This window comes from Pseudomonas sp. NBRC 111123, assembly GCF_001320205.1.
Taxonomy (GTDB): domain Bacteria; phylum Pseudomonadota; class Gammaproteobacteria; order Pseudomonadales; family Pseudomonadaceae; genus Aquipseudomonas; species Aquipseudomonas putida_J.
Window position 1 is genome coordinate 1 of sequence record NZ_BCAZ01000006.1, and the last position, 26297, is coordinate 26297.

General features: G+C 63.3%; 26 protein-coding genes. 15 read left to right on the plus strand and 11 right to left on the minus strand.

The window, feature by feature from the left end; translation table 11 throughout:
• Positions 1 to 21: 21 nt before the first annotated feature.
• Both APH27_RS05100 and APH27_RS05105 read right to left on the minus strand, forming a co-directional pair.
• Positions 22 to 1338, minus strand: coding sequence for a bifunctional DedA family/phosphatase PAP2 family protein (locus APH27_RS05100; RefSeq protein ID WP_060484184.1), 1317 nt, complete (start codon positions 1336 to 1338; stop codon positions 22 to 24).
• A gap of 3 nt (positions 1339 to 1341) precedes the next feature.
• Positions 1342 to 2034, minus strand: a complete 693-nt coding sequence (locus APH27_RS05105; protein WP_027917779.1) for a DNA-3-methyladenine glycosylase — start codon at positions 2032 to 2034, stop codon at positions 1342 to 1344.
• Positions 2035 to 2238: 204 nt separating this feature from the next.
• On the opposite strand from APH27_RS05105, the gene APH27_RS05110 reads away from it, so the two are divergent.
• The 13 genes from APH27_RS05110 to APH27_RS05170 all read left to right on the plus strand — a co-directional run bounded on the left by APH27_RS05110 (position 2239) and on the right by APH27_RS05170 (position 14683).
• Complete coding sequence (locus APH27_RS05110) at positions 2239 to 3510, plus strand: glutamate-5-semialdehyde dehydrogenase (RefSeq protein ID WP_060484185.1); 1272 nt, start codon at positions 2239 to 2241, stop codon at positions 3508 to 3510.
• Position 3511: 1 nt separating this feature from the next.
• On the plus strand, positions 3512 to 4171 hold the full coding sequence (gene nadD / locus APH27_RS05115; protein WP_027917777.1) for a nicotinate-nucleotide adenylyltransferase: 660 nt from the start codon (positions 3512 to 3514) through the stop codon (positions 4169 to 4171).
• A 45-nt stretch (positions 4172 to 4216) separates the two neighbouring features.
• Positions 4217 to 4639: a ribosome silencing factor gene (gene rsfS, locus APH27_RS05120; RefSeq protein WP_027917776.1), complete on the plus strand. Its 423-nt coding sequence runs from the start codon at positions 4217 to 4219 to the stop codon at positions 4637 to 4639.
• A 9-nt stretch (positions 4640 to 4648) separates the two neighbouring features.
• On the plus strand, positions 4649 to 5116 hold the full coding sequence (gene rlmH / locus APH27_RS05125; RefSeq protein ID WP_008090421.1) for a 23S rRNA (pseudouridine(1915)-N(3))-methyltransferase RlmH: 468 nt from the start codon (positions 4649 to 4651) through the stop codon (positions 5114 to 5116).
• A 16-nt stretch (positions 5117 to 5132) separates the two neighbouring features.
• Positions 5133 to 7022 (plus strand): penicillin-binding protein 2, encoded by a 1890-nt coding sequence (gene mrdA, locus APH27_RS05130; protein ID WP_060484186.1) that lies wholly within the window; start codon positions 5133 to 5135, stop codon positions 7020 to 7022.
• Positions 7023 to 7060: 38 nt separating this feature from the next.
• Positions 7061 to 8164 (plus strand): rod shape-determining protein RodA, encoded by a 1104-nt coding sequence (gene rodA / locus APH27_RS05135; RefSeq protein ID WP_050437190.1) that lies wholly within the window; start codon positions 7061 to 7063, stop codon positions 8162 to 8164.
• Between the two features lie 17 nt (positions 8165 to 8181).
• A complete protein-coding gene (gene mltB / locus APH27_RS05140) occupies positions 8182 to 9192 on the plus strand; it encodes a lytic murein transglycosylase B (RefSeq protein WP_027917773.1) in 1011 nt (336 codons plus the stop codon).
• A complete protein-coding gene (locus tag APH27_RS05145) occupies positions 9192 to 10190 on the plus strand; it encodes a septal ring lytic transglycosylase RlpA family protein (RefSeq protein WP_027917772.1) in 999 nt (332 codons plus the stop codon). Before mltB ends, APH27_RS05145 begins: the two co-directional genes overlap by 1 nt.
• A 296-nt stretch (positions 10191 to 10486) precedes the next feature.
• Positions 10487 to 11647, plus strand: coding sequence for a D-alanyl-D-alanine carboxypeptidase family protein (locus tag APH27_RS05150; protein ID WP_027917771.1), 1161 nt, complete (start codon positions 10487 to 10489; stop codon positions 11645 to 11647).
• A 73-nt stretch (positions 11648 to 11720) separates the two neighbouring features.
• Entirely contained in the window at positions 11721 to 11996 is a 276-nt protein-coding gene (locus APH27_RS05155) for a DUF493 domain-containing protein (RefSeq protein WP_009685832.1), read from the plus strand.
• Positions 11996 to 12643, plus strand: a complete 648-nt coding sequence (gene lipB / locus APH27_RS05160) for a lipoyl(octanoyl) transferase LipB (protein WP_027917770.1) — start codon at positions 11996 to 11998, stop codon at positions 12641 to 12643. The genes APH27_RS05155 and lipB overlap by 1 nt, the downstream gene beginning before the upstream one ends.
• 2 nt (positions 12644 to 12645) lie before the next feature.
• Positions 12646 to 13662 carry a lipoyl synthase gene (gene lipA, locus APH27_RS05165; protein ID WP_027917769.1) on the plus strand — a complete coding sequence of 339 codons (1017 nt, stop codon included), beginning with the start codon at positions 12646 to 12648 and terminating at the stop codon, positions 13660 to 13662.
• Between the two features lie 82 nt (positions 13663 to 13744).
• Positions 13745 to 14683, plus strand: coding sequence for an LD-carboxypeptidase (locus tag APH27_RS05170; RefSeq protein WP_060484187.1), 939 nt, complete (start codon positions 13745 to 13747; stop codon positions 14681 to 14683).
• Positions 14684 to 14817: 134 nt separating this feature from the next.
• Here the strand turns inward: APH27_RS05170 and APH27_RS05175 are convergent, their stop codons facing one another.
• From APH27_RS05175 to leuS, 5 genes are all read right to left on the minus strand, one after another.
• Positions 14818 to 16134 (minus strand): lytic murein transglycosylase, encoded by a 1317-nt coding sequence (locus APH27_RS05175; RefSeq protein WP_027917767.1) that lies wholly within the window; start codon positions 16132 to 16134, stop codon positions 14818 to 14820.
• Positions 16135 to 16194: 60 nt separating this feature from the next.
• On the minus strand, positions 16195 to 16359 hold the full coding sequence (gene arfA / locus APH27_RS05180; protein ID WP_027917766.1) for an alternative ribosome rescue factor ArfA: 165 nt from the start codon (positions 16357 to 16359) through the stop codon (positions 16195 to 16197).
• Positions 16360 to 16448: 89 nt separating this feature from the next.
• Positions 16449 to 17486 carry a DNA polymerase III subunit delta gene (gene holA / locus APH27_RS05185; RefSeq protein ID WP_060484188.1) on the minus strand — a complete coding sequence of 346 codons (1038 nt, stop codon included), beginning with the start codon at positions 17484 to 17486 and terminating at the stop codon, positions 16449 to 16451.
• A gap of 36 nt (positions 17487 to 17522) precedes the next feature.
• The gene (lptE, locus tag APH27_RS05190; protein ID WP_027917764.1) at positions 17523 to 18128 is read right to left on the minus strand and encodes an LPS assembly lipoprotein LptE; all 606 of its coding nucleotides are present in this window, start codon (positions 18126 to 18128) and stop codon (positions 17523 to 17525) included.
• A 61-nt stretch (positions 18129 to 18189) separates the two neighbouring features.
• A complete protein-coding gene (gene leuS, locus APH27_RS05195) occupies positions 18190 to 20796 on the minus strand; it encodes a leucine--tRNA ligase (protein ID WP_027917763.1) in 2607 nt (868 codons plus the stop codon).
• 228 nt (positions 20797 to 21024) lie between these two features.
• On the opposite strand from leuS, the gene APH27_RS05200 reads away from it, so the two are divergent.
• On the plus strand, positions 21025 to 21339 hold the full coding sequence (locus tag APH27_RS05200; RefSeq protein ID WP_027917762.1) for a hypothetical protein: 315 nt from the start codon (positions 21025 to 21027) through the stop codon (positions 21337 to 21339).
• Positions 21340 to 21469: 130 nt separating this feature from the next.
• Positions 21470 to 22231, plus strand: a complete 762-nt coding sequence (locus APH27_RS05205; protein ID WP_027917761.1) for a YdcF family protein — start codon at positions 21470 to 21472, stop codon at positions 22229 to 22231.
• A gap of 78 nt (positions 22232 to 22309) precedes the next feature.
• Here APH27_RS05205 and lnt read toward each other — a convergent pair whose 3' ends face one another.
• From lnt to APH27_RS05225, 4 genes are read right to left on the minus strand one after another with little or no spacing between them, the layout of a single operon-like run.
• Positions 22310 to 23827, minus strand: a complete 1518-nt coding sequence (gene lnt / locus APH27_RS05210) for an apolipoprotein N-acyltransferase (RefSeq protein WP_027917760.1) — start codon at positions 23825 to 23827, stop codon at positions 22310 to 22312.
• Between the two features lie 8 nt (positions 23828 to 23835).
• Positions 23836 to 24675: an HlyC/CorC family transporter gene (locus APH27_RS05215; RefSeq protein WP_027917759.1), complete on the minus strand. Its 840-nt coding sequence runs from the start codon at positions 24673 to 24675 to the stop codon at positions 23836 to 23838.
• A 25-nt stretch (positions 24676 to 24700) separates the two neighbouring features.
• Positions 24701 to 25174: an rRNA maturation RNase YbeY gene (ybeY, locus tag APH27_RS05220; protein WP_060484189.1), complete on the minus strand. Its 474-nt coding sequence runs from the start codon at positions 25172 to 25174 to the stop codon at positions 24701 to 24703.
• Complete coding sequence (locus APH27_RS05225; RefSeq protein WP_060484190.1) at positions 25167 to 26165, minus strand: PhoH family protein; 999 nt, start codon at positions 26163 to 26165, stop codon at positions 25167 to 25169. The genes ybeY and APH27_RS05225 overlap by 8 nt, the downstream gene beginning before the upstream one ends.
• Between the last annotated feature and the right edge of the window lie 132 nt (positions 26166 to 26297).

The window sequence follows — 26297 nt, forward strand, 5'->3', positions numbered from 1 at the left end:
AAGAGGCCAGTACAGGCAAGCTCAATACTGGTATCGAAGCAGGGCGTGAGGCAGCGCATGCATGGCAAAGAACGCCAGCAACGCGGTACACGCCGGCAACACCAGCCACCACACCCGCAGCGGCAGTGCAGTGAGCGGCTGGCGATGTTGCACCAGCGTCAGGCTCAGCGCACACACGCAACAGGCCAGCAAGGCCCCGGCCATGATGTCGGTCGGCCAATGCGCCCCCAGGTAGACCCGCGACAAGGCAATCGCCAGTGCCGGGATGCAGCCCAGCAGCACCCAGGTCAGGCGCATGCGCGGCGGCATGCCGCGCCCCGCCAGGACCGCCAAGGTCAGGAAGAACGCGAACGACGCCGAACTGTGCCCGCTGGGCATGCTGTAGCTGGTCAGCGGGTCGCTCAATACCTCGGGCCTTGCCCGGGCGAATAGCCATTTCAGCGAGCCGTTGGCCAGCGCGGTGGCGATCAGCGTCCCGCCGGCGAACAGGGCGTGGCGCCATTGCCGCGCCAACAAGAGCAAGCCGGTGAGCAGGCCGCCCAGGAAGAACTGGGTCTTGAAGTCGCCCAGGCGGGTCACGAGTACCACGGTCCCGTCCACGGCCCGGCTGCGGTGCTCTTGCACCAAGGTCATCACGCCTTGGTCGAATTCGTGCAGGTAAGGCCAGCCAAGAAACAGCGCCGTCAGCGCGATGAAGCTCAAGCCTGCGATCAGTCGCGTTCCGTGGCGCTGGTCGCGGATACTGCTGTTCAGGCTCAGGCCGATCAGCACCGCCAGGGTGCCGGCGATGATCCCGGCATCCAGCCAGAAGCCTTCCGGTAACGGCAGGCGCATGGCTGCACCGGTAGCCCAGCCAGGCAGCAGGTAGGCGACCGACCAGCCCGCACCCGCCACCAGGCTGACCGCGATGAAGCGCGGCAACGGCATGTCGAACATCCCGGCGACCATTGGCAGCATCGGCCGCAGCGGGCCGATGAAGCGGCCTACCAGCAGGCTGGCGATGCCGTAACGCTGGAAGTAGGCCTCGGCGCTGCCAATCCACTCCGGGTGGTGGCGCAGCAACGGCAGGCGACGGATGTTCTGGTGGAAGTACTTGCCGATGGTGTACGACAGCGCGTCACCGAGCAGGCCGCCGAGGAACCCCAGCAGTAGGGTTTCCCCAAGGGTGAATGCGCCACTGCCAGCCAGCACGGCAATGGCGAACAGCAGTACCGTGCCTGGCACGATGATGCCGGCAATCGCCAGGCACTCCACGCAAGCCACTACAAAAATAGCCACGCCAAGCCACTGGGGGTTGGCGCTGAGCCAGCCGGTCAGGCTGTCGAGCCATTGGCCCATGTTTCAGCTTCCTTGTTCGAGTATGAAAAAGTCTTGCCCTTCGACTTGGCCCCGGCGCAGCGGGTTCCGGGTGCAGAAGCGGGCGAAATCGGCGTCGACGAAGCGATACGGCAAGTGCTCGTCGCGACCATGGGGGATGCCCAGGCGTGGCGCCTGGACCACCCGCGGCACGGCGATGCCGCAGTCTTCCACGTACAGGCGCTCAGGGTCGAAGCGTTGCGCGTCCCAGTGCGGCACTTTCAGGCCCATGGCCTTGCACAGCAGGGTCTGCCCGGCGCACAGGCGTTCGGCCGGGCGCAGGTTGCCGCTGGCATCGGGGTTGTTCAGTTGCATTTGCGCCAGGCTGTTGGCACCAGAGATGGCATCGAGCCAAGGGTACGCGGACTTGATCAGTACCGCATTGCCTGGGCCTTGGGCGCTGAAATTGAGCGAATCACCGCCGCGTGCGTAGTACATGTAGATGTGCCCGCCATCAAGGAACAGCGCCTTGCGCTTCTCGGTATAGCCAAGCGAGGCGTGGCTGCCCTTGTCGGCCAGGTAGTACGCCTCGGTCTCGATGATCCGTGCGGCCAGCCACAGGTTGCCGTGGCGATGGCGAATGACTTTGCCCAGCAGCGCCTTGGCCAGCGTCTGGGCGTCGCGGTCGAAGAAGCTGTCAGGGAGGGCGCGTGCAGGGCAGGGGGCTGAGGCTGGCATGCTGGCGGTTCGTGGCAGTAAAGGCCGGGATGATAGCAACGAATAGCTTAATCGAGGCTGAACCCGGACAGTTCGATAAGCGCGGTTACATCTTTCCTATGGAAACGTGTGAGCCATTTTCTACCATCCGCCACCCGCCGCTGGGCGTATACCTGCGCGACAGTTATAATCAGCCGATTTCCCCTTCGCCAAGACACCGAACCCATGACTGAGTCCGTTCTTGACTACATGACCCGCCTGGGTCGCGCCGCTCGCCAGGCCTCCCGCGTCATCGCACGTGCCAGCACCGCGCAGAAGAACCGCGCCCTGCAGGCCGCAGCCGATGCGCTGGATGCCGCGCGCGCCGAGCTTGCCGCAGCCAACGAACTGGACCTGGCCGCCGGCCGTGCCAATGGCCTGGAGCCAGCGCTGCTTGACCGGCTGGCGCTGACCCCGGCGCGCATCGACGGCATGATCACCGGCCTGCGCCAGGTGGCCAGCCTGCCAGACCCGGTTGGTGCCATCCGCGACATGAGCTACCGCCCGTCGGGCATCCAGGTCGGCAAGATGCGCGTGCCTCTGGGGGTGATTGGGATCATCTACGAGTCGCGTCCGAACGTGACCATCGATGCCGCCAGCCTGTGCCTGAAGTCGGGCAACGCGACCATCCTGCGTGGCGGCTCCGAGGCCATCCACTCCAACCGTGCCATCGCCATCTGCATCCAGCGTGGCCTGGCTGCGGCGGGCTTGCCGGCTGCCGTGGTGCAAGTGGTCGAGACCACCGACCGCGAAGCCGTTGGCGCGTTGATCAGCATGCCTGAGTTCGTCGATGTCATCGTGCCGCGTGGCGGCCGTGGCCTGATCGAGCGCATCAGCCGCGATGCCCGCGTGCCGGTCATCAAGCACCTGGACGGCATCTGCCATGTTTATGTGGCCGAGCACGCCGACCTGGACAAAGCCTGGCGCGTGGCATTCAACGCCAAGACCTACCGCTACGGCATCTGTGGGGCGATGGAAACCCTGCTGGTTGACCAGCGCGTGGCTGAAGGTTTTCTGCCAGAAATGGCCCGCCGCTTCCAGGAGAAGGGCGTCGAACTGCGGGGCTGCGAGCGTACCTGCGCGCTGATCGATGCCAAGCCGGCCACTGAAGACGACTGGCACACCGAGTACCTGGACGCGATCCTGTCGATCCGCGTTGTCGACGGCCTGGACCAGGCCATCGAGCACATCAACCAGTACGGCTCTCACCACACCGATTCGATCATCACCGAACACCAGGGTCAGGCCCGTCAGTTCATGGCCGAGGTCGATTCGGCATCGGTGATGCTCAATACGCCAACCTGCTTTGCCGATGGTTTCGAGTATGGGTTGGGCGCAGAAATCGGCATTTCCACCGACAAGCTGCACGCCCGCGGCCCGGTCGGCCTGGAAGGCCTGACCTGCGAGAAGTACGTGGTGATCGGTGACGGCCAGCTGCGCGGTCAGGAGTCCTGCTGAGTTGAGCAAGGCCCAGGCAGTCCGGCGCATCGGCATTCTTGGCGGTACTTTCGACCCCGTGCACATCGGCCACCTGCGCAGCGCGCTGGAAGTGGCCGAGTTCATGGGGCTCGATGAGCTGCGCCTGTTGCCCAATGCCCGCCCGCCACACCGCGATACCCCGCAAGTGGCGGCGCAGGATCGCCTGGCCATGGTGCGTGAAGCGGTGCAGGGCGTAGCCTGCCTGAGCGTCGATGCCCGCGAGCTCGAGCGCGACAAGCCGTCGTACACCATCGACACGCTGGAGTCGCTGCGCGCCGAGCTGGGCGTCGACGACCAGCTGTTCCTGGTCCTGGGCTGGGACGCTTTCTGCGGCCTGCCTGGCTGGCACCGCTGGGAAGAACTGCTGCAACACTGTCACATCCTGGTGCTGCAACGCCCGGATGCCGACGTTGAACCCCCTGACGAGTTGCGCAACCTGCTGGCTGCGCGCTCGGAGAGCGATCCCACCGCCATGTCCGGCCCGGCGGGGAATATTTCGTTCGTCTGGCAGACGCCGCTTGCGGTGTCGGCTACACAGATCCGACAGCTGCTGGCCAGCGGCAAATCGGTGAGGTTCCTGGTGCCGGACGCCGTACTGGCCTACATCGAGGCGCACGAACTGTATCGTGCCCCTAACTGACGGTGCCCCCAGGGCGCCTCATTCAAACGAGTTGAAGAGTTTTATATGAGCAAGCAGAAAATCAATGGCGAAGAACTGGTCAAGCTGACCATCAGCGCCCTGGAAGACGTCAAGGCCCAGGACATTCAGGTCATCGACGTGCGCGAAAAGCACAGCCTGACCGACTACATGATCATTGCTACCGGTACTTCCAACCGCCAGATCAACGCGATGCTGGAAAAGGTCCGTGAAACGGTCAAGAAACAAGGCGCGCAACCACTGGGCGAAGAAGGCAAGGGCGACAGCGATTGGGTGCTGCTGGACCTGAACGACGTCATCGTTCACATGATGACCGCCGCTGCCCGCCAGTTCTACGACCTGGAGCGCCTGTGGATGGGCGCCGAGCAGAGCCGTGCCGCCGACGCCAAGCACCACAGCCCGGAAAACGCCAGCGACTACTTCACCGACAAGCTCAAAGACCGGGAATAAGGAAGCGTCGTGCGTCTTCGCCTGATCGCGGTCGGCTCGCGCATGCCCAAGTGGGTTGAGGAAGGCTGGCATGAATATGCCAAGCGCCTGCCCCAGGAGCTGTCGCTCGAGCTGGTGGAAATCCCGCTGAACACCCGTGGCAAGAATGCCGACGTCGCCCGCCTGATCCGTCAGGAGGGCGAAGCCATGCTGAGCAAGGTTCAGCCTGGGGAACGCATCGTCACCCTCGAGGTCCATGGCAAGCCCTGGAGTACCGAGCAGCTGGCGACCGAGCTGGACCGCTGGCGCCTGGACTCGCGTACGGTGAATTTGATGGTGGGCGGCCCGGAAGGGCTGGCGCCTGAGGTCTGTGCGCGCGCCGAGCAACGCTGGTCGCTGTCGCCGCTGACCCTGCCGCACCCGTTGGTAAGGATACTCATCGGCGAGCAGATCTACCGCGCCTGGACAGTATTGTCCGGGCACCCTTACCACAAATGAGCCTGTAAGCAGTCCGATGTCGCAGCCGATCCGTCTCAAGGACCACGAGAAAGACGCCCGCCTGGTGCGTAACCGCGTCGTTGTCGGCGCGGTGGCGGTGATACTGCTCATCTGCGTGCTGGTTGCGCGGCTGTACTACTTGCAGATCATCCAGTACGACTATCACTCCACGCTGTCGGAGAACAACCGGGTGCATGTGCAGCCGATTCCGCCTACGCGTGGCCTGATTTTTGACCGTAACGGGGTGATCATCGCCGACAACCGGCCAAGCTTCAGCCTGTCCATGACCCGCGAACGTGCGGGTAACTGGCAGGAAGTGCTGGATACCATCGTCGAAGTACTGGACTTGACGGCGGATGACCGGGCGATTTTCGAAAAGCGCATGAAGCAGGGCCGTCGGCCGTTCGAGCCGGTGCCGATCCTGTTCGAGCTCAACGAAGAGCAGATTGCCCGCGTGGCGGTCAACCAGTTCCGCCTGCCCGGCGTGGAAGTCGTCGCCCAGCTGGTGCGCCACTACCCTCAGGGTGCGCATTTCGCCCATTCGGTCGGTTATGTCGGGCGGATCAACGAGAAAGAACTGAAAACCCTCGACCCGGTCAATTACAGCGGCACCCACCATATCGGCAAGACCGGCATCGAGCGCTTCTACGAGCCTGAGCTGCACGGTCAGGTCGGTTACGAGGAGGTCGAGACCAACGCCCGGGGCCGTGTGCTGCGGGTGCTCAAGCGCACCGATCCGAAGCCGGGCAAGGACATCGTGCTGAGCCTCGACATCAAGCTGCAGGAAGCCGCCGAGGCCGCCCTGGGTGGCCGGCGTGGCGCCGTGGTGGCGCTCGACCCGCGTACCGGTGAGGTGCTGGCGATGGTCAGCCAGCCCAGCTTCGACCCCAACCTGTTCGTCACTGGCATCAGCTTCAAGGCCTATGCCGAGCTGCGCGACTCGATCGACCGGCCGCTGTTCAACCGCGTCCTGCGCGGCCTGTACCCGCCGGGCTCGACCATCAAACCGGCGGTGGCCATTGCCGGCCTGGACAGTGGTGTGGTCAACGCCAGTAGCCGGGTGTTCGACCCGGGCTACTACCAGTTGCCCAACTACGATCACAAATACCGTAACTGGAACCGCACTGGCGACGGCTGGGTCGATCTGGACACCGCGATCATGCGCTCCAACGACACCTACTTCTACGACCTTGCCCACAAGATGGGCATCGATCGGCTGTCCAGTTACATGAACAAGTTCGGCATCGGCCAGAAGGTGGCCCTCGACATGTTCGAGGAGTCACCCGGGCTGATGCCGTCGCGCGAGTGGAAGCGTGCTACCCGCCGGCAAGCCTGGTTCCCGGGGGAAACGCTGATCCTCGGCATCGGCCAGGGCTACATGCAGGCCACGCCGCTGCAGCTGGCCCAGGCCACCGCGCTGATCGCCAACAAGGGCGTGTGGAACCGCCCGCACCTGGCCAAGACCATCGAAGGTCAGCCGCCGGTGGACCCCAACCCGATGGAAGACATCGTCCTGCGTGACAAGTCTGATTGGGCCAAGGTCACCCACGGCATGGAGCAAGTGATGCACAACGCCCGCGGTACCGCCCGCAAGGCTGCGGCCGGCGCCCAGTACCGCATCGCCGGCAAGAGCGGTACCGCCCAGGTGGTGGCGATCAAGCAGGGCGAGAAGTACGACCGCAACAAACTCCAGGAACGCCACCGCGACCACGCGCTGTTCGTCGCCTTCGCCCCGGCCGACGATCCGAAGATCGTGGTCTCGGTGATGGTCGAGAACGGTGAGTCCGGCTCCGGCGTTGCAGCACCCGTCGTGCGGCAGATCATGGACGCCTGGCTGCTCGACGAGAGCGGCCGGCTCAAGACTGAATTCGCGCCTGCCACCGTCGCCCAGGAAACGGCCCAGTGAAGAATAATTTCGATCGCATGCTCTCCAGCGAGGACGTGATGCGTCGACGCGCCAGCTTCCTGCAGCGCATCCACATCGACGGCCCCTTGCTGATCATCCTGCTGACCCTCGCGGCCGGCAGCCTGTTCGTCCTCTATTCGGCCAGTGGCAAGAACTGGGACCTGCTGCTCAAGCAGGCCACCTCGTTCGGCATCGGGCTGGTCTCGATGTTCGTCATCGCCCAGCTGGAGCCTCGCTTCATGGCCCGTTGGGTGCCGCTGGCGTATCTGGTGGGGGTGTTCCTGCTGGTGGTGGTGGACGTCATGGGCCACAACGCCATGGGCGCCACGCGCTGGATCAACATCCCCGGGGTGATCCGCTTCCAGCCCTCGGAATTCCTCAAGATCATCATGCCGGCGACCATCGCCTGGTACCTTTCCAAGCGCACCTTGCCACCGCACCTGAAACACGTGGCAATAAGCCTGGTGTTGATCGGTGTGCCGTTCATTCTTATCGTCCGCCAACCTGACCTGGGCACGGCGCTGCTGATTCTCGCCTCTGGCGCATTCGTGCTGTTCATGGGGGGGCTGCGTTGGCGCTGGATTCTCAGCGTGCTTGCGGCGACAGTGCCCGTAGCGGTGGCGATGTGGTTCTTCGTGATGCACGACTACCAGAAGCAGCGCGTACTGACCTTCCTCGACCCGGAGAGCGACCCGCTCGGTACCGGCTGGAACATCATCCAGTCAAAGGCGGCTATCGGCTCCGGTGGCGTGTTCGGCAAGGGTTGGCTGCTGGGTACCCAGTCGCATCTGGACTTCCTGCCGGAAAGCCACACCGACTTCATCATCGCGGTGCTTGGGGAGGAGTTCGGCCTGGTCGGGATTTGCCTGCTGCTGATCGTCTATCTGCTGCTGATCGGTCGCGGGCTGATGATCACCGCGCAGGCGCAGACCCTGTTCGGCAAGCTGCTGGCGGGCAGCCTGACCATGACCTTCTTTGTATATGTATTCGTCAATATCGGTATGGTCAGTGGCCTGTTGCCTGTAGTGGGCGTGCCGCTGCCCTTCATTAGCTATGGCGGAACTTCGTTGGTGACGCTGCTGTCAGCGTTTGGCGTTCTCATGTCGATCCATACGCACCGCAAATGGATCGCGCAGGTTTGAATAAGGTGAAGAATTTCATGCAAGCAGTGCGTAACTGGGCTGCCCGTTGTGCGCCGTGGATCGGCGCGGTGGGCCTGTTCGGCGCTGTACAGCTGGCCCATGCCGGTGATTACGACGGCTCGCCGCAGGTGACCGAGTTCGTTCTCCAGATGAGCCGCGACTATGGGTTTGCTCCCGAACAATTGAACGGTGTGTTCCGCGAGGTGCAGCGCAAGCAGTCGATCCTCGATGCCATCTCGCGCCCGGCCGAACGGGTCAAGCCGTGGAAGGAATACCGGCCGATGTTCATCACCGACGCGCGCATCGCCCGTGGCGTGGACTTCTGGCGCCAGCACGAGGCGGTGCTTGCCCGTGCCGAGCAAGAATATGGCGTGCCGGCGCAGTACATCGTTGCGATCATCGGCGTGGAAACATTCTTCGGCCGCAATACCGGCAATTACCGGGTGATCGATGCCTTGTCGACCCTGGCATTCGACTACCCGCCGCGCGCGGAATTCTTCCGCAAGGAACTGCGAGAGTTCTTGCTACTGGCCCGCGACGAACAGGTCGACCCGCTCACCCTCAAGGGTTCTTATGCCGGTGCCATGGGCCTGCCGCAGTTCATGCCGAGCAGCTTTCGCAACTACGCGGTGGACTTCGACGGCGATGGCCACATCAATATCTGGAACAACCCAGACGATGCCATCGGCAGCGTGGCCAGCTACTTCAAGCGCCATGGCTGGGTGGCCGGCGAGCGCGTGGTCAGCCGTGCCCAGGTCAGTGGTGCGCAGGCAGATCTTGGCCTGACCACGGGTATCGAACCTGCGAAAACCTTCGCAGAGTTGCGGGCGTTGGGCTGGTCGAGCCATGATGCGTTGCGCGATGATCTGCCGGTTACCGCTTTCCGCCTGGAAGGCGACAACGGCCCCGAGTACTGGATGGGCCTGAAGAACTTCTACGCGATCACTCGCTACAACCGCAGCGTGATGTATGCCATGGCGGTTCATCAGCTTGCGCAACAGCTGGTCCAAGTACGGGGCGTCAAGTAATGCGCGCAATCATCTCTGCCAACACCTTCAAGCTGCTGACCTGCATGACCGTTGGCATGCTGCTGGTCAGCTGTTCCTCCAGTCGCCCGACCACCCAGAGCAGTGGCAACGTCGTCCGTTCGCAGCCTGGCCTGGACATCAACCGTGCCCACAAGGACGGTGCGCCGTGGTGGGATGTAGACGTCAACAAGATCCCTGATGCCACGCCGACCGTGCACACCGGTGCCTACAAGGCCAACCCGTACACGGTGCTGGGCAAGACCTACTACCCGCTGCAGGACTCGCGCAATTACCGCGCCGAGGGCACCGCATCGTGGTACGGCACCAAGTTCCACGGCCAGAACACCGCCAACGGCGAACTCTACGACCTGTATGGCATGAGCGCGGCACACAAGACCCTGCCGCTGCCGGCCTACGTCAAGGTGACCAACCTGGCCAACGGCCGCAGTGTGATTCTGCGGGTCAACGACCGTGGGCCGTTCTATTCCGACCGCATCATCGACCTGTCCTATGCCGCGGCGAAGAAGCTCGGCTACGCCGAGATCGGTACTGCGCACGTGCGGGTCGAGGGCATCGACCCGCAGCAATGGTGGGCACAAAAGGGCCAGCAGCCGCCGCTGATGCTCAAAGAGCCGCAGGTCGCGCAGACCCAGGCGATTCCGGCCAGCACCGGGCGGGTCGAGCAATGGACCCCGCCGCCGCAGCAGCACGCGGCGCCGGTGGTGCCGGTGCAGGTGGGCGGCAACAGTGTGGCCGCCAACACCGGGGGCAACGTTCTTCAAGTGGGCGCCTTCGCCAACCCGGATGCCGCCGAACTGCTGCGCTCCAAGCTGAGCACCATGGTCAGCGCACCGGTGTTCATCAGCTCCATCGTGCGTAACCAGCAAACCCTGCACCGCGTGCGCCTGGGGCCGTTCAGCAGCCAGGGCGAGATCCAGCAGGCACAGAACAGCATTCGCCTGGCGAACCTTGGCCAGGCCAAGCTGGTCACAGACTGACCTGTCTGAGCAGCAAGCTTGCAGCTGCAAGTTGCAAGAAGGGGCGGCGCAATCCTGGGCTGGCTTTTTCTTGTGGCTTGAAGCTGGAAACTTGCCGCTCAAGCTGTCGGTTTTGTCATGAATTGCCGGCCCCGGCCATGTACAATGTCGGCTTTTGCCCGCAGCGGCATAACGCCGCACCCTGATTCAGCCGTTCAGGGGTGGGCCGGCCATGGCCACTAAAACTAGACTGACTGGCGCTGGGCACACGATGTGGCCCAGGGAACATCAGACCATTAGCGATTTTCGAGAGACGGATGAACATCACCAACCTTGCCAAACGACTTTGCCTGCCCGTACTGCTGATGCTCACGCCTGCTGCCTTCGCAGCAGAGCAGATGATGCCTGCACCACCGCAGCTGGCTGCCAAGTCCTACGTACTCATGGACGCGTCCAGCGGCAACGTGCTGGTCGAGAACAACGGTGACGAGCGCCTGCCGCCAGCCAGCCTGACCAAGCTGATGACCGCCTACATCGCCACCGTCGACATCCGTCGTGGCCAGATTGGCGAGAACGACCCGGTCACCGTCAGCGAGAACGCCTGGCGTACCGGTGGTTCGCGCATGTTCATCAAGGTCGGTAGCCAGGTTACCGTCAGCGACCTGCTGCACGGCATCATCATCCAGTCGGGCAACGATGCCTCGGTCGCCCTGTCCGAGCATATCGCCGGCAGCGAAGATGCCTTCGCCGACATGATGAACAAGACCGCTGCCGAACTGGGCATGTCCAACAGCCACTTCATGAACCCGACTGGCCTGCCGAACCCGGAGCACTACTCCTCGGCTCACGACATGGCCCTGCTGGCCCGTGCGATCATCAACATCGACCCGGCCCACTACGCCATCTACTCGCAGAAAGAGTTCTTCTGGAACAACATCAAGCAGCCGAACCGCAACCTGCTGCTGTGGCGTGACAAGACCGTCGACGGTCTGAAAACCGGCCACACCGAGGAAGCCGGCTACTGCATGGTGGCTTCGGCCGTCCGTGATGGCCAACGCCTGATCGCCGTGGTGTTCGGCACCAACAGCGAGCAAGCCCGCGCTGCCGAGACCCAGAAGCTGCTGACCTATGGTTTCCGCTTCTTCGAAACCCAGACCTTCTACCAGAAGGGCACCGAGCTGACCCAGGCACCGGTATGGAAGGGCGCGACCAGCCAAGTCAAGGCTGGCCTGGCAGACGACCTGACCATGACTATGCCTAAAGGCCAATTGAAGCGCCTGCAGGCTTCGATGACCATGAACCCGCAGCTCACCGCACCGATTGCCAAAGGTGACGTGATCGGCAAAGTGGAAGTCAAACTGGACGAGAACGTGGTTCACAGCGCCGACCTGATCGCCCTCGATGGCGTCGAGGAAGGTGGTTTCTTCCGCCGTATGTGGGATAGCATCCGTCTATTCTTCTACGGGTTGTTCAACTGATACGTGACCTGCAAGCCCCCGCACATCCTGCGGGGGCGTTGTTGTTGCCACGGCTTACGAGGCCGTTTCCGCCATGAGCGAACCTGACGTAAAGTCGCACAAGATCGAATTCCCCTGCGCCGATTACCCGATCAAGGTAATCGGCGACACCGTTGTCGGTTTCAAGGACACGGTGATCGAGATCCTCAGCAAGCATGCCAAGGTCGACCTTTCCACGCTGGCCGAGCGCCAGAGCAAGGAAGGCAAGTACACCACCGTGCAGCTGCATATCGTCGCCGAAAGCGAAAACCAGCTGCATGACATCAATAGTGCCCTGCGTGCCACCGGCATCGTGAAAATGGTGCTCTGATGTCCCTTTGCCTCGGTATTCGCGAGCTTGGCCTGCAGCCCTATGAACCGGTGCTGGAGGCCATGCGTCGCTTCACCGAGCAGCGTAGCCCGGACAGCCAGGACGAAATCTGGCTGGTCGAGCATCCCGCGGTCTTCACCCAGGGCCAGGCTGGCAAGGCCGAGCACCTGTTGGTACCGGGCGACATCCCGGTGGTGCAGACCGACCGCGGTGGCCAGGTGACCTACCATGGCCCCGGGCAGCTGGTGGCCTACCTGCTGCTGGACGTGCGCCGCCTGGGTTTTGGCGTGCGCGAGCTGGTCAGCCGCATCGAGCAGACCTTGATCGACCTGCTCGCCAGCTACGGCGTCAGCGCCGTGGCCAAGCCCGATGCGCCGGGTGTCTATGTCGACGGAGCGAAAATCGCCTCCCTCGGCCTGCGAATCCGCAATGGCCGTTCCTTCCACGGCCTTGCTCTGAACGTGGACATGGACCTCGCGCCATTCCGCCGAATCAACCCCTGTGGGTATGCGGGGCTGGCCATGACCCAGCTGCGCGACCTGGCAGGCCCGATCGAACTCGACGAGGTCAGGACAAGGCTGCGCGGACAGCTGGTCAGGCACCTCGACTATGCTGAGCAGACGACCCTCACGGGCGGAATCGACTGAATATGACAACTGTGCAAGAAGCCGTGCCGAACCTGATACCTACCCAGGATGCCACCGCGCGCCCAGCGCCGAAGAAAGTGGAAGCCGGGGTAAAACTGCGTGGCGCCGAAAAGGTCGCGCGTATCCCGGTAAAGATCATCCCCACCGACGAACTGCCTAAAAAGCCTGACTGGATCCGCGTGCGCATCCCGGTATCGCCAGAAGTCGACCGCATCAAGCAGCTGCTGCGCAAGCACAAGCTGCACAGTGTGTGCGAAGAGGCGTCCTGCCCGAACCTGGGCGAGTGCTTCTCCGGTGGCACTGCGACCTTCATGATCATGGGTGATATCTGCACCCGTCGTTGCCCGTTCTGCGACGTCGGCCACGGCCGGCCGAAGCCGCTGGACCTGGACGAGCCGAAGAACCTGGCGGTGGCCATCGCCGACCTGCGCCTGAAGTACGTGGTGATCACTTCGGTGGACCGCGACGACCTGCGTGACGGTGGTGCCCAGCACTTCGCCGACTGCATTCGTGAAATCCGTGCATTGTCGCCAGGTGTGCAACTGGAGACCCTGGTGCCAGATTACCGCGGCCGTATGGACGTTGCCCTGGAAATCACTGCGCAAGAGCCGCCAGATGTGTTCAACCACAACCTGGAAACCGTACCGCGCCTGTACAAGGCTGCGCGTCCTGGTTCGGACTACGACTGGTCGTTGGACCTGCTGCAGAAGTTCAAGCAGATGGTTCCGCACGTACCGACCAAGTCGGGCCTGATGCTCGGCCTGGGCGAGACCGACGAGGAAGTGATCGAAGTGATGCAGCGCATGCGCGAGCACGACATCGACATGCTGACCCTTGGCCAGTACCTGCAGCCGTCGCGCAGCCACCTGCCGGTGCAGCGTTTCGTCCACCCGGATACCTTCGCCTGGTTCGCCGAGGAAGGCTACAAGATGGGCTTCAAGAACGTCGCTTCCGGCCCGTTGGTGCGTTCGTCCTACCACGCCGACCAGCAGGCTCACGAAGCCAAGATCAAGCTCTGATCCGGGCCTTCGCTGAACATGCCGATGCACGCTGAGAGGCGGCATCGGCATTTTTGTTTTTGCTGAATAGAAAGGAGCTGCGATGAATTGCGCTGAAACCATGGAATCGCGTTTGCCCAAGGCGCTGGCGGCCAGTGCCTGCTTCGCCATCGTCGCCCCGGCTGGTCCGGCGCGCCTGGATGCGCAGAAGGCGGCCCAGTGGTTCGCCGAGCGAGGCTACCGCTGCCGGATCTACCCGGGCGTTCATCAGGCCGAGGGTTACCTGGCTGGTAGCGATGAACAGCGCCTGGCGGATCTGCATGCGGCCTTTGCCGACCCTGCTGTCGACGCAATTCTGTGCATGCGCGGTGGTTATGGCAGCATGCGTCTGCTCGACCGGCTGGACTTCGATTTGATCCGCCGCAACCCCAAGCCGCTGGTTGGATACAGCGACATCACGGCGTTGCACACGGCCATCTACCAGCGTACCGGGTTGATTACCTTCCACGGCGCGATGCTAAATGCCGACCTGTTGGGTGCCAAGCTGCAGCCGACCGAGTCGTCCCTGCTGGTGCAATTGGGCGGGCTTTTGCGGGAGGGGGAGGAAATTGTCCATCCGGCCGATTTCGCCTTGAGCTGCGTGGTGCCCGGCGTTGCCAGCGGGCGCTTGCTGGGGGGCAACCTGTCGATGCTGGGGGCGACGCTGGGGACAGTGGCGGAAATTGATACGCGGGGCTGCATTCTGTTCATCGAGGACGTCAACGAGCCGTTGTACCGGGTGGACAGATTGCTGACCCAGTTGCGCCTGGCAGGCAAGCTCGAAGGCATCAAGGGTGTGCTGGCAGGGGATTTTGCCGGAATTAGCGTTGCGGCGTTGGCGCCGCTGCTGGAAGAGACCTTCGGGCCGCTGGGTGTGCCCGTGCTGGCCGGGTGGCGCAGTGGGCATTGTGATCCGAATGTGTGTTTGCCGCTGGGGGCCTTGGTGAGGCTGGACAGTGAGAAGCAGACACTGGTGCTGGGGCAGGATCTGTTCAGGGCTTGAAACTGCCGGGCTGCTTCGCAGCCCTTTCCGACCGGTCCGGCGCCCCGGCAAGGCCGCTCCTACAGGAAACGCGTGACCTGTAGGAGCGGGGCGCCGGACCGGTCGGATAGGGCCGCAAAGCGGCCCCAATGGCATCAGCGCTGACGCAGGCTATCGAGTAGCTTGTGGGTCGGGTAGCCATCTGCCGGCCACCCCAGCCCCTGCTGGGCATTGCGAATCGCCTTGCGGGTATTGGCCCCGATGATGCCATCCGGGTTGCCCGCCTCATGCCCCTTGGCATTCAGCAAGCTCTGCAGCTCCATCCGCTCGCTGCGACTGAGCGGCAGGTCTTCCTTCGGCCAGCTGCCGCTGATGAAACCCCAGCCCGAGAAGCGATCACCCAGCAGGCTCACCGCCAGCGCATAGGACGACGAGTTGTTGTACTTGAGAATGGCGCGGAAGTTGTCCAGTACCAGGAATGCCGGCCCACGAGCGCCGGCCGGTAACAGCAGGGCAGCCGACAACTGGTTGCTGCCGGCCGGCAGCTGGGTACCCGCAGGTAGCTTCACGCCCATCTGCAGCCATTCGTAAACCGGTTTGCGCAACGTGCCGTCGGCCTGCCAATAGTCGAAGCCTGCCGGTACTTGCACCTCGAAGCCCCACGGCTGGCCATGCTTCCAGCCAGAGCTCTGCAGGTAATGTGCAGTCGATGCCAATGCGTCGGGGGTGCTGTTCCAGATATCCCGACGGCCATCACCGTCGAAATCCACCGCATGGGTGTTGTAGGTGGTCGGGATGAACTGGGTCTGGCCCATGGCGCCGGCCCACGAACCACGCATGGCCTCAGGCTGGATGTCGCCATGCTGGATGATCTGCAGGGCGGCGATCAGCTGGTCCTGGGCGAACTGTGGGCGACGGCCTTCATAGGCAAGGGTGGCCAGCGAGCGGATCACCGACTTGCTGCCTTGGAACTGGCCAAAGTTGCTTTCCATGCCCCACACCGCGACCAGCGCCTGGCGGTCGACGCCATAGCGCTGTTCGATGCGGGTGAGCAACTCGGCGTTCTGTTCCAGCAGTTTCTTGCCGTTGCGCACGCGCAGGGGCGACAGGGCGCCATCAAGGTATTCCCACACCGGGCGGGTGAATTCGGGTTGGCTGCGGTCGGCCTTGATCACGTCCATGTCTGGCGTGACGCCGAGGAACGCGCGGTCGAAGGTGCTTGGCGCGATGCCGGCCTGGAGCGCCTGCAGGCGGAAGTTCGCCTGCCATTCGGCAAAGGTCTGCAGGGGCTGGATTTCGGTGCTGACGTCAGGCGTGGCGCTGGGCAGGGTCACTACCGGCGCGGGCTGGGCGGGTGCCAGCGGCAGGGCGTCGGCGGCGGTGGGTTTTTCCGCGCAGGCGACGAGCAGGATGAAGCTGGAGGCCGCGAGTAGCTGGCGGGATTTCCAACGGGGGAGAAGACTCAAGAGCATGCACAGATCCAGAATTGCAGGTCAGGTGCCGACCATACCATGCCTGCGCTTGCGATGCTTTCATGCGGCCAAAAAGTAAGAAGCCTCCCAATCTCTCGATTGGAAGGCTTCGCGGCGGTAGCTGCCTTTGCCCTTGTCTGGTCGCTCCTGGCGGCAGCGGAAGAGGGGTTGGGCAATGATCGACTTGGCCTTGTTCGGGCCGTGCTTTTTCGGCTTTTTGCTCATGGCGGGGTTCCTGGCTTGGGGGCTTTCGGGGCGCACTTTAGGCCTGGGAAGGTGATGGAGCCAATTGATTGTGTTTATGGCAGCCCCGGCTATTCTGCAGGCAGCACCAGTCTTTGCCCTGCCATCAATAGCGACAAGCGAGACAACCCGGTCCAGGGCGACCCCTCGGCCTGCCCCTTGATCTGTGCATCGATACGCTGGGCATCTTGCAGCAACTGTGCCCAGCGCTGCGCCGAGAGGCGCTGCAGAGCCTTGCTGACCAGTGGTCGGCGCTTGTCCCAGACCGGTGGTCGAGCCTGGCTGAAGGCTTTGTCCAGCGGTACACCCTGGGAAAATTGCTGGGCCAGGCCGGCCAGCAGGCGCAACTCGCGGGCCAGGGCCCAGAGAATCACCGGCGGTTCCACACCCTCGCCGCGCAAGCCTTCGAGCATGCGCAAGGCGTGCGCTGCTTCGCCATTGAGGATGGCGTCAACCAGCCCGAAGACATCGAAGCGCGCGCTGTCGGCAACCGCAGCCTGCACTGTCTCGACGGTGATCTGGTTGCCGTCAGCCAGCAGCTTGAGCTTTTCGATCTCCTGGGCTGCGGCCAGCAAGTTGCCTTCGACCCGCGCGGCGATCAGGTCGACGGCATCGCGTTGGGCCGACAGCCCGGCCTGGGACAGGCGCTGGTTGATCCACTGCGGTAACTGCTGGGTATCCACCGGCCAGATCTGGATGAACTGACAGTGGGCGCCTTCGATCAGTGCCTTGCCCCACTTGGTCTTCTGTGCACTGCCATCGAGCTTGGGCAGGCTGATCAGCAGCAGAGTGTCGTCGGCAGGTCTGGCGCAATACTCCATGAGCGCCGCAGCCCCTTTGTCACCGGGCTTGCCCGACGGCAGGCGCAGCTCCAGCAGGCGCCGCTGGGCGAACAGCGACAGGCTGGCACCCGCTTGCAGCAGGGTACCCCAGTCGAAGTTGGCGTCGGCACTGAATACCTGGCGCTCGTCGAAGCCTTGCTGGCGGGCCGCATTGCGGATGGCGTCGGCGGCTTCCTGGCACAGCAGCGGGTCATCGCCACTGACCACGTAGACCGGGGCCAGGCTGCCTTGCAGGTGCTTGTTGAGTTGGGCGGGGGCGAGCTTCATGGGAGCAGGCGGGGCACCGAAGTGCCCCGCTCGGGCTTAGTTGCCCGGGATTTCCATAGGTGACTGCTGCGGCGTTTCCGCCTGCTGGCGGCGTGCGGCCTCCAGCGCGTCGGCTTCAGCCTTGGCGCGTGCGTCGGCTTTGCGTTGCAGCTCGTCGAGTTGGGATGGGGTCAACATCTGCAGGCGAGTGACCAGCGACTGCACCAGATCGCGACGCATTTCTTCGCGCGAACGCTGGGCTTCCTGATCGGAGCCGGTGATATTGCCGCCGTCACGCACATAGATCTTGCGTGCTTCTACCTTGTCGCTCAGCAGCTCGAGGTTGTTAAGGCCCAGGATGCTGTAATTGAGCGTGGTGGTGAGCTCGTACTCGGCAGTAGCATTGCCGGCTGCGTAGCTCGCCGAACGCGAGTTTTCCTGCTCGTTGGTCAGCACCAGTCGATAAGGTGCGCCGGCGTGCACATTGACGCCACTGTTCTCAAGCACTTGGCGCAGTTGAACCAGGGTCGGGCCATAGGCGTTGCGTGCGCTGACGTCCATTTCCTTGACGCTCAGCTCGTTGGTGCCGGTGCCGCGCAGCTGGAAACCGCAGGCGCTGAGCAGCACAGCCAGGCCCATTACCAGCAGATTGCGTTTGATCATGTTGTTGCTCCCTTGTGGGCCGATACCGCCCACCCGCAGAGGCCGCGGGTGGGCGTTGCCATCAGTTGGCGACGATGTTGACCAGTTTGCCCGGTACCACGATGACCTTGCGGATGGTCAGGCCATCAATGAAGCGCAGGACGTTTTCGTTGCTGCGGGCAGCGGCTTCGATTTCCTCACGGCTGGCTGCGGCAGGCATTTCCACCTGCCCGCGCAGCTTGCCATTGACCTGCACCACCAAGGTGATGCTGTCCTGCACCAGGGCGCTCTCGTCGACCGCCGGCCAGCCAGCGTCGATGACAGCCTGGTCGTGGCCCAGCTGTTTCCACAGCTCGTGGGAAATGTGCGGCGTGATCGGCGCGAGCAGCAGGGTCACGGCTTCCAGGCCTTCCTGCAGCAAGGCACGGTCCTGCTCGCTGGCCTGCGGGGCCTTTTCCAGCACGTTCATCACGGTCATCACCTGGGCGATGGCGGTGTTGAACTTGTGGAACTGGCCCACGTCGGTGCTGGCCTGCTTGATCGCAGCGTGGATGGCGCGGCGGATGACCTTTTGCGCGTCGTCCAGGGCGGCGACATCCAGCTTGCCCGGCAGGCCCTGGGCGACGTGAGCCTGGGCCAGGCGCCATACGCGGCGCAGGAAGCGGCTGGCACCCTCGACACCGGAGTCGGACCACTCCAGGCTCGCATCAGGTGGCGAGGCAAACATCATGAACAGGCGGCAGGTGTCGGCGCCGTACTGGTCGATCATCGATTGTGGGTCGACGCCGTTGTTCTTCGACTTCGACATCTTCTCGGTACCGCCGATTTCCACCGGCAGGCCATCGGTCTTCAGGCGTGCACCGATGATCTTGGCCTTGGCATCGCGCTCGATTTCGACGTCGGCCGGGTTGAACCAGTCCTTGCCGCCGTTGCTGGCTACACGGTAGTAGGTCTCGGCGACCACCATGCCCTGGGTCAGCAGGTTCTTGAACGGCTCGTTGGAGGTGACCAGGCCCTCGTCACGCATCAGCTTGTGGAAGAAGCGCGCGTACAGCAGGTGCAGGATCGCGTGCTCGATACCACCGATGTACTGGTCGACCGGCAGCCAGTGGTTGGCCGCTTTCGGGTCGACCATGCCACCTTCATAGTTCGGCGAAGCGTAACGGGCGAAGTACCAGGACGATTCCACGAAGGTGTCCATGGTGTCGGTTTCGCGCTTGGCCGCGGCACCGCATTTCGGGCAGCTGCACTCGTAGAACTCAGGCATGCGCGCCAACGGCGAACCGGCGCCGTCCGGCACCACGTTTTCCGGCAGTGTGACCGGCAGCTGGTCTTCTGGTACTGGCACGTCGCCGCACGACGGGCAGTGGATGATCGGGATCGGGCAGCCCCAGTAACGCTGGCGGCTGATACCCCAGTCGCGCAGGCGGAACTGGGTGCGCGATTTACCCAGCTCCTTGCGGATCAGGGCAGCTTCGATGGCGTCGAAGGCGCCGGCGAAGTCCAGGCCGTCGAACTCGGCGGAGTTGATCAGCTGGCCATGCTCGCCATAGGCGGCCAGCCACTCGTTGCCAACGTCATCGCCCGCGCTGGTGCGTACCACGGCCTTGAACGGCAGGTTGTACTTGTGGGCGAACTCGAAGTCGCGCTCGTCGTGGGCCGGCACCGCCATTACGGCGCCATCGCCGTAGTGCATCAGCACATAGTTGGCGACCCACACGGGCAGCTTCTCGCCGGTCAGCGGGTGCTCGACGAACAGGGAAGTGGGCATGCCCTTCTTCTCCTGGGTGGCCATGTCGGCCTCGGCCACGCTGCCGCTCTTGCATTCGTCGATGAACGCCTGCAGCGCCGGGTTGCCCTGGGCGGCCTGGGTGGCCAGCGGGTGCTCTGCAGCAACCGCGACATAGGTGGCGCCCATCAGGGTGTCCGGGCGTGTGGTGAAGACCTTCAGGGTGCCTTCGTGGCCGATGCTGGCCTGGTCGAACGGGAACTGCACTTCCATGCCGCGCGACTTGCCGATCCAGTTGCGCTGCATGGTCTTGACCTGCTCAGGCCAGCCCGGCAGCTCGTCGAGGCTTTCCAGCAGCTCGTCGGCGTAGTCGGTGATGCGGAAGTAGTACATCGGGATTTCGCGCTTCTCGATCAGCGCGCCCGAACGCCAGCCGCGGCCGTCGATGACCTGCTCGTTGGCCAGTACGGTCTGATCGGCCGGGTCCCAGTTCACGGTCCCGTTCTTGCGGTAGATGATGCCTTTTTCGAACAGGCGGGTGAACAGCCACTGTTCCCAGCGGTAGTAGTCCGGCTTGCAGGTGGTGACTTCACGTGCCCAGTCGATGGCCAGGCCCAGGCTCTTGAGCTGGGTCTTCATGTAGTCGATGTTTTCGTATGTCCACTTGGCCGGGGCGACGTTGTTCTTCATCGCCGCGTTTTCCGCGGGCATGCCGAAAGCGTCCCAGCCCATCGGCTGCAGGACGTTTTTGCCCAGCATGCGCTGGTAGCGGGCAATCACGTCGCCGATGGTGTAGTTACGCACGTGGCCCATGTGTAGCTTGCCGCTCGGGTACGGGAACATCGATAGGCAATAGTAGGTATCTTTGCCTGGCTGTTCGGTAACAGCGAACGATTGTTGCTCGTCCCAGAAGTTCTGGGCGGCGGCTTCGATATCACGGGGCGTGTATTGTTCGTGCATGGCTACTTTTTGCTGAGAGAGAAGAGACCTTGTTCCAGGCAGCGGAACCTCGCTGCGTCCGGCACTCCGGTGTCATTTAGAGTGAACGCCGTAGCATACAGCAGCGCTGCGTATCGTGGGAAACCTTGATTGCGAATGCCCGCTGGTCGCGGCATCTGGCTGCTTTTTGCAGCGACGCTAAGCTCAGGTGTGGGGGGAGATATTCTTTATCTTCAATGAGGTGAACGGATGGGAGAGACGCAGCTACCCGCAAGCAAACCGGAGCTTTACGAACGCCTGATCGACCGTCTTGGCCTGGCACTGGAAGTCGCCAGAACCTCGGTGAGATTACGCGACGAGATGCCAGCCGAGCTGGAGTTGCGTGGCCTGAGCCATGCAGAGTTCGAAGTGATCAAGGCTTACCTGGATTCCCTCCCGGAACGCCGCAATGCCTGCGCCGGAAGTTTCCCACAAGCGGAACCGGCAACGGCCAAGATTATCTGGCTCAAGGACAAGAAACGCCCCGCCAACTCGGCGAGATCCAGGACGCTGCCGCATCGCTAGCCGTTCAGGACGCCAGGCGCTGGCTTAGCGCGCCGGTTCTACAACACACTTCCCACGATCGGCGCCGGTTCACACTTGTTGACCGGCGCCGATCCTCTATAGGCTGCACGCCTTCCATGGAGGTGTGTCGATGCCGATCCGTTTTTTCATCAAACAATGGCTGATGCCGCCTGGCATCCTGTTTCTGCTGCTGCTTGCGGCGTGGTGGTTGCGCCGCCGCCGGCCGCAGCTGGCTGCACTGTGTTTTGCCATGGGGTTGGGTGGCCTGTGGTTGATGAGCTTGCCGCTGGTGGTGCAGCAGTCTGCCCACCTGCTGGAGACCGTGCCGCCTTTGCCGACAAGCGACTGGGCGGGCTTGGCCAGCAGGGCGGATGCCATCGTCGTGCTGGGTGCTGGGCGTGAGCGGGGCGATCCGGCCTGGGGTGGTGGTGATCAGCCCACGGCTACTGCACTCGAGCGCATGCGTTTTGCCGCGCGGCTGGCGAAAGCCTCGGGGTTGCCAGTGCTGACCAGTGGTGGCTTGCATTACGGTACGCCGCCAAGCGAGGCGCAGCTGATGGCGGACCGCCTTCGCGAGGATTTCGCGGTGCAGGTGAAGTGGAAGGAAGAGGCCAGCCGCACGACTTGGGAAAATGCCCAGTTGAGCGCCAAAGTGTTGCAGCCGTTGGGCATACGCCGGGTGGTGCTGGTGACTCAGGCGTGGCACATGCAGCGCTCGCGCTGGAGCTTCGAGCGGGCCGGGTTTGAGGTGGTGCCAGCGCCGGTCGGGTTCTTGGGGCGCGATCATGCGCGGCCGTTCGGCGGGTTGCTGCCGGAGAGCCGAGCCATGTGGCAGAGCGGCCAGTTGCTCAATGAAGCGGCTGGATGGGTGGGGTATCGGTTGTTTTACTGACTCGCGGCCTGCGTGGTTGTTGTAGGAGCAGCCTTGTGTCGCGAAAGGGCCGCTCCTACACGCTCGGTGTGCGGCGGCTCAGACTGTTTTTGCAATCCTGCCGGCCAGCAACGCCCAGCCCAGCAACAGCACACAGAGAATAGCCAGCGGCCACGACCGCCACTGCAGGTAAGGCGTCAGCTGCTGCATCGGCACCACTTCGCCATACAGCACTGCGCGCTGGAACTGCGGCACCTCTGCGGTGATCCGGCCAAACGGGTCGATCAGTGCCGTCACGCCGTTGTTGGTGGCGCGGATCATCCAGCGGCCGGCCTCCAATGCACGCATCTGTGCCATCTGCAGGTGCTGCAGTGGGCCGATCGAGGTACCGAACCAGGTGTCGTTGCTGATGGTCAGCAGCAGGTCGCTGCGTGCTGCCAGGCCTGCAGCGAACTCGGGGTAGACCACTTCGTAGCAGATGAACGGCGCAATCTGGTAACCCTTGGCCTGCAGCAGTGGCTGGTCCGCGGGGCCGCGGGCAAAGTCCGACATCGGCAGGTTGAAGAACTCGATCGCACCGCGAAGCATGTCCTGCAGGGGCACATACTCGCCGAACGGCACCAGTTTCTGCTTGAGGTAGGTACCGTCGCCTTCGCCGGTCACGGTGACGCCGTTGTAGTAGCGGCGCTGATGATGCACCACTTCACGCACCGGCACGCCGGTGATCAGCGCTGAATGCCGGTCGGCGGCAAAGCGCCCCATCACGTCGATATAACCCTGTGCCTGGTCCTTGAGCACTGGTACGGCAGTTTCCGGCCACACCAGCAGGTCGACAGGCCGGGAGCTGAAACTCATGTCGCGGTACAACGCCAGCTGCGCATCAATGTGCGCCGGGTCCCACTTCAGGTCTTGTTCGACATTACCCTGCAGGGCCGCGACCTTGAGTGGGTCGCCGGCAGGCGTGGTCCAGGCGTGGCCTTTGAGGGCCGTGCCGATCACCCAGGGCGCCAGCAGCAATACCGCAGCGACCGCGAGGAATGATGGGCGTTCGCGCAGGCGGTGCAGGTTGCACAGCAGCGCGGCACTCAGCGCCAGGGTGAAGGAGATCAGCCACACACCGCCCAGCGGCGCCAGGCCTGCGAGCGGGCCATCCAGCTGGCTGTAACCGGCATATAGCCAAGGGAAACCGGTGAGGAACCAGCCACGGAAGGCCTCTTGCAACAGCCATAGGGCGGCGAAGCAAAGGGCGTCGGCCAGGGGCGCCTCATTACGCCTGAACCAGCGCGCCCACAACCAGGTGGGCAAGGCGAAGAACCAGGCGAGGGCGGCGAAGAACGCCAGCAGCAAGACGATCGCCAACAGCGGCGAGGCGCCGCCGTAGGTGTTCATGCTGACGTAGATCCACCAGGTGCCTGCGCCGTAGAGGCCGAAGCCGAACCACCAGCCACGCCACATGGCCTGGCGCGGGCTGAGCTCGCGCAGGCCGAGGTAGAGCAGGGCGATGGACAGCAGGGCCAGTGGCCAGATGTCGAACGGCGCCAGGGCCAGGAGGGTCGATGCGCCGGCCGCCAGGGCCAGCAGGTTACCGGGCCAGCCGGGGCGGGTGATCCAACGCATGTTTGTCCTTAGCGGGTGATCGGAGTCAGGCGCAGCAAGTGTATCCGCCGGCTGTCGGCATTGAGAATACGGAACTTGTAGGCGCCGATCTCGGTGGTCTCGTTGCGCTTGGGCAGGTGGCCGAAGGCACTCATCACCAGGCCGCCGACAGTGTCGAACTCGTCATCCGAGAACTCGCTGTCGAAGAACTCGTTGAAGTTGTCGATCGGGGTCAGCGCCTTGACCAGGAAGTCGCCACTTGGCAACGGCTTGATGTAGCTGTCTTCCTCGACGTCATGCTCGTCCTCGATGTCACCGACGATCTGTTCCAGCACGTCTTCGATGGTCACCAGGCCTGCCACGCCGCCGTATTCGTCGATGACGATGGCCATGTGGTTGTGGTTGGCGCGGAACTCGCGCAGCAGCACATTCAGGCGCTTGGACTCCGGCACGAAAGTGGCCGGGCGCAGCAGGTCCTTGATGTTGAAGCTGTCGCCGTTCTCTTTGAGGATCAGCGGCAGCAGGTCCTTGGCCAGCAGGATCCCGAGCACATCGTCATGGCTTTCGCCGATCACCGGGTAACGCGAGTGGGCGGCGTCGATGACGGCCGGAAGGAACTCGCGCGGCGATTGGGTCGCCTTGATGCTGATCATCTGCGAGCGCGGGACCATGATGTCGCGAACCTGCAGGTCGGCGACCTGGATGGCACCTTCGACGATGGTCAGCGCTTCGCTGTCGAGCAGCTTGTTCTGATGGGCTTCGCGCAGCAGCTCAAGGAGCTCCTGGCGGTTTTTCGGCTCATGGGCAAAAGCCTGGGTCAGTTTACCCAGCCAGGACTTCTGCCCGTTGCTCGATCGATCTTCGCTCATGGCGGTTCTCGTGATCCTTGGTGTATCAGTGTGTGAGAAGTTCGTTTTCATCGTCGGCGTAGGGGTCGGGGTGACCCAGTTCTGCCAGCAATTCCCGTTCCAGCGCTTCCATTTCCTCGGCCTCATCGTCATCGATGTGGTCGTAGCCGAGCAGGTGCAGGCAGCCGTGGATGACCAGGTGCGCCCAGTGCGCTTCCAGCGATTTACCCTGTTCGGCGGCCTCGCGCTCTACCACCGGCACGCAGATCACCAGGTCGCCCAGCAGCGGAATGTCGAGCAGGTTGTCGGGTACATCGGCCGGGAACGACAGCACATTGGTCGCGTAGTCCTTGTGCCGGTAGGTGTGGTTGAGTTCGCGGCCTTCGGCTTCGTCGACCAGACGGATGGTCATTTCCGAGTCGGCCGTGCGCTGGCGCAATGCCAGTTCGCACCAGCGGCGGAAAGCAGCATCGTCAGGGGCGGCGGCATCCGTGGCCCGTTGCAGGTCAAGTTCAAGCATCTTTGTTGCTGGCCTCAGGCTTGGCTTGACGGGCTTCGAAACGGTCGTAGGCTTCGACGATACGCTGTACCAGTGGGTGACGAACCACATCTTTGGGTTGGAAGTGGGTAAAACTGATACCCGGTACGTCCCTGAGCACCTCGATCACATGGGCCAGGCCCGACTTGGTGCCACGTGGCAGGTCGACCTGGGTGATGTCGCCGGTGATCACCGCTGTCGAGCCGAAGCCGATGCGGGTAAGGAACATCTTCATCTGCTCGAGGGTGGTGTTCTGGCTCTCGTCGAGGATGATGAAGCTGTTGTTCAGAGTGCGGCCACGCATGTAGGCCAGCGGGGCGATCTCGATCACCTGGCGCTCGATCAGCTTGGCCACGTGCTCGAAGCCGAGCATTTCGTACAGCGCGTCGTACAGCGGGCGCAGGTACGGGTCGATCTTCTGTGCCAGGTCACCCGGCAGGAAGCCGAGCTTTTCGCCCGCCTCGACTGCCGGGCGGACCAGCAGGATGCGGCGAACCTGCTCGCGCTCCAAGGCATCGACGGCGCAGGCTACGGCAAGGTAGGTCTTGCCGGTACCGGCCGGGCCGATGCCGAAATTGATGTCGTTGGCCAGGATTTCCTTGACGTAGCGCTGCTGGTTGACGCCGCGCGGGCGAATATTGCCCTTGCGTGTGCGCAGCGAGACGCTGACCTCGTTGACTGCCGGATTGTCGATGTTTTCGACCGTCGACTCCTGCAGATACAGGTGCACGGTTTCTGGCGACAGGTCGTTGGCCTTGGTCTCGCGATAGAGGCGGCGCAACAGTTGCTCTGCAGCGGAAGTGGTCTTGGGTTCGCCGATCAGCTCGAATTGGTTGCCGCGGTTGCGGATTTCGATAGCCAGGCGTTGTTCGATCAGGCGCAGGTGCTCGTCGAACTGGCCGCACAAGTTGGCGAAACGGTGGGCCTCGAAGGGTTCGAGGATGAAGCGATGGGGTTGTATGGGTGCGTTCAAGGTCGTTTTTAGCCGCTCGACGGCGATGGAGTTGAACTCAAGAATAACCCTTGAAGGGCAGTGGCGAAAGCACTGAAACGTTCAACGGTCTGTACTGCCTGTTCCGGCCCCTTCGCGGGCAAGCCTGCTCCC

Bases quoted from the DNA above. Each gene is read 5' to 3' on its own strand.
- rodA (WP_050437190.1), top strand. From the start codon at position 7,061: ATGCGTCGACGCGCCAGCTTCCTGCAGCGCATCCACATCGACGGCCCC.
- APH27_RS05110 (WP_060484185.1), top strand. From the start codon at position 2,239: ATGACTGAGTCCGTTCTTGACTACATGACCCGCCTGGGTCGCGCCGCT.
- holA (WP_060484188.1), bottom strand. From the start codon at position 17,486: ATGAAGCTCGCCCCCGCCCAACTCAACAAGCACCTGCAAGGCAGCCTG.
- lptE (WP_027917764.1), bottom strand. From the start codon at position 18,128: ATGATCAAACGCAATCTGCTGGTAATGGGCCTGGCTGTGCTGCTCAGC.
- APH27_RS05205 (WP_027917761.1), top strand. From the start codon at position 21,470: ATGCCGATCCGTTTTTTCATCAAACAATGGCTGATGCCGCCTGGCATC.
- APH27_RS05150 (WP_027917771.1), top strand. From the start codon at position 10,487: ATGAACATCACCAACCTTGCCAAACGACTTTGCCTGCCCGTACTGCTG.
- mrdA (WP_060484186.1), top strand. From the start codon at position 5,133: ATGTCGCAGCCGATCCGTCTCAAGGACCACGAGAAAGACGCCCGCCTG.
- leuS (WP_027917763.1), bottom strand. From the start codon at position 20,796: ATGCACGAACAATACACGCCCCGTGATATCGAAGCCGCCGCCCAGAAC.
- APH27_RS05170 (WP_060484187.1), top strand. From the start codon at position 13,745: ATGAATTGCGCTGAAACCATGGAATCGCGTTTGCCCAAGGCGCTGGCG.
- mltB (WP_027917773.1), top strand. From the start codon at position 8,182: ATGCAAGCAGTGCGTAACTGGGCTGCCCGTTGTGCGCCGTGGATCGGC.
- arfA (WP_027917766.1), bottom strand. From the start codon at position 16,359: ATGAGCAAAAAGCCGAAAAAGCACGGCCCGAACAAGGCCAAGTCGATC.
- APH27_RS05145 (WP_027917772.1), top strand. From the start codon at position 9,192: ATGCGCGCAATCATCTCTGCCAACACCTTCAAGCTGCTGACCTGCATG.
- lipB (WP_027917770.1), top strand. From the start codon at position 11,996: ATGTCCCTTTGCCTCGGTATTCGCGAGCTTGGCCTGCAGCCCTATGAA.
- APH27_RS05200 (WP_027917762.1), top strand. From the start codon at position 21,025: ATGGGAGAGACGCAGCTACCCGCAAGCAAACCGGAGCTTTACGAACGC.
- lipA (WP_027917769.1), top strand. From the start codon at position 12,646: ATGACAACTGTGCAAGAAGCCGTGCCGAACCTGATACCTACCCAGGAT.
- rsfS (WP_027917776.1), top strand. From the start codon at position 4,217: ATGAGCAAGCAGAAAATCAATGGCGAAGAACTGGTCAAGCTGACCATC.
- lnt (WP_027917760.1), bottom strand. From the start codon at position 23,827: ATGCGTTGGATCACCCGCCCCGGCTGGCCCGGTAACCTGCTGGCCCTG.
- ybeY (WP_060484189.1), bottom strand. From the start codon at position 25,174: ATGCTTGAACTTGACCTGCAACGGGCCACGGATGCCGCCGCCCCTGAC.
- APH27_RS05155 (WP_009685832.1), top strand. From the start codon at position 11,721: ATGAGCGAACCTGACGTAAAGTCGCACAAGATCGAATTCCCCTGCGCC.
- APH27_RS05175 (WP_027917767.1), bottom strand. From the start codon at position 16,134: ATGCTCTTGAGTCTTCTCCCCCGTTGGAAATCCCGCCAGCTACTCGCG.
- APH27_RS05215 (WP_027917759.1), bottom strand. From the start codon at position 24,675: ATGAGCGAAGATCGATCGAGCAACGGGCAGAAGTCCTGGCTGGGTAAA.
- APH27_RS05100 (WP_060484184.1), bottom strand. From the start codon at position 1,338: ATGGGCCAATGGCTCGACAGCCTGACCGGCTGGCTCAGCGCCAACCCC.
- APH27_RS05105 (WP_027917779.1), bottom strand. From the start codon at position 2,034: ATGCCAGCCTCAGCCCCCTGCCCTGCACGCGCCCTCCCTGACAGCTTC.